The following is an 811-nucleotide window of genomic DNA, read 5'->3' as shown; positions in this document are numbered from 1 at the left end:
CGCCGCCAGAGGGGCAATCCGAACAGTTTCGCCAGGTCCTCCGCCGAGCCCGCCGGCACAGTGTGGACATCACGGGGCGGCAGGGGAAGCTTGTAGGCGATTTGGATCCAGCGGCGGGCCTTTGCGTCGTAAACTACGCCTGCAACGGATCGCCTTACTTCTCCACCACGGAGCTGGATGCGAACCCACAATTCCTCTTCCCCTCCTTCCCGCCGGTGTGCTGTCCAGGCTTGTTGCGGGATATCCTCATACACGTAGACGAGGACCGGGAAATCGGGATCGCCGATGGCGATGGCCGTGTAGGGCAGATAAAGGTGGTCAATCCGCTTTCCTTGGGCGTCATATCCGATCTCGAACACGTCCCGCCGCTCCGGCACCAGGCGGATGGTGGGCACCTCCATTCCGGGGGCCCAGAACCAGGGGACCGAAAGCACCTTGCCTTCCACGGAAGGCGCGGGGGCGTTCGGGTTGGGGACCAGGGTGTGAGCCAGATCCCGGGCCAGCCCCTCGTAGACGCAGGGGGGCTCGATGCGCTGGGGCGGCTTGGGCAGCCGGATGGGCTGCCCGGTCTGCGGGTCCCGCAGCCCGGCCTCGATGGGGACCAGTTGCCACAGGCGGGGGTCTTCGGGGCAGAGGGGGGCGGGGGTGCGGGTGGGGGCTTGGGCGGTGGCGGTGACGGCGGCGAAGATCGCCGTTTTGGTCAGGGGGGGCAGGGTGGGGGCGGGCCGCTCGCCGGGCAGGGCCGAGCGCTGGCCCAGTCCGAGGGCGAGCAGGTAGAAGGCGGCGAGGAGGGGGAGGACCAAGAGCAGGG

At 68.7% G+C, this 811-nt stretch carries 1 protein-coding gene; it reads right to left on the bottom strand.

All coding sequences use genetic code 11. From position 1 onward, the window contains the following. The coding region (locus tag CFB18_RS12205) for a hypothetical protein (RefSeq protein ID WP_200808206.1) at positions 1 to 811 on the bottom strand (811 nt) is incomplete at both ends.

This window comes from Thermoflexus hugenholtzii JAD2, from assembly GCF_900187885.1.
Classification (GTDB): Bacteria; Chloroflexota; Anaerolineae; order Thermoflexales; family Thermoflexaceae; genus Thermoflexus; species Thermoflexus hugenholtzii.
The sequence above is the reverse complement of the archived record's forward strand: the minus strand, read 5'-3'. Positions and strand labels throughout refer to the sequence as shown.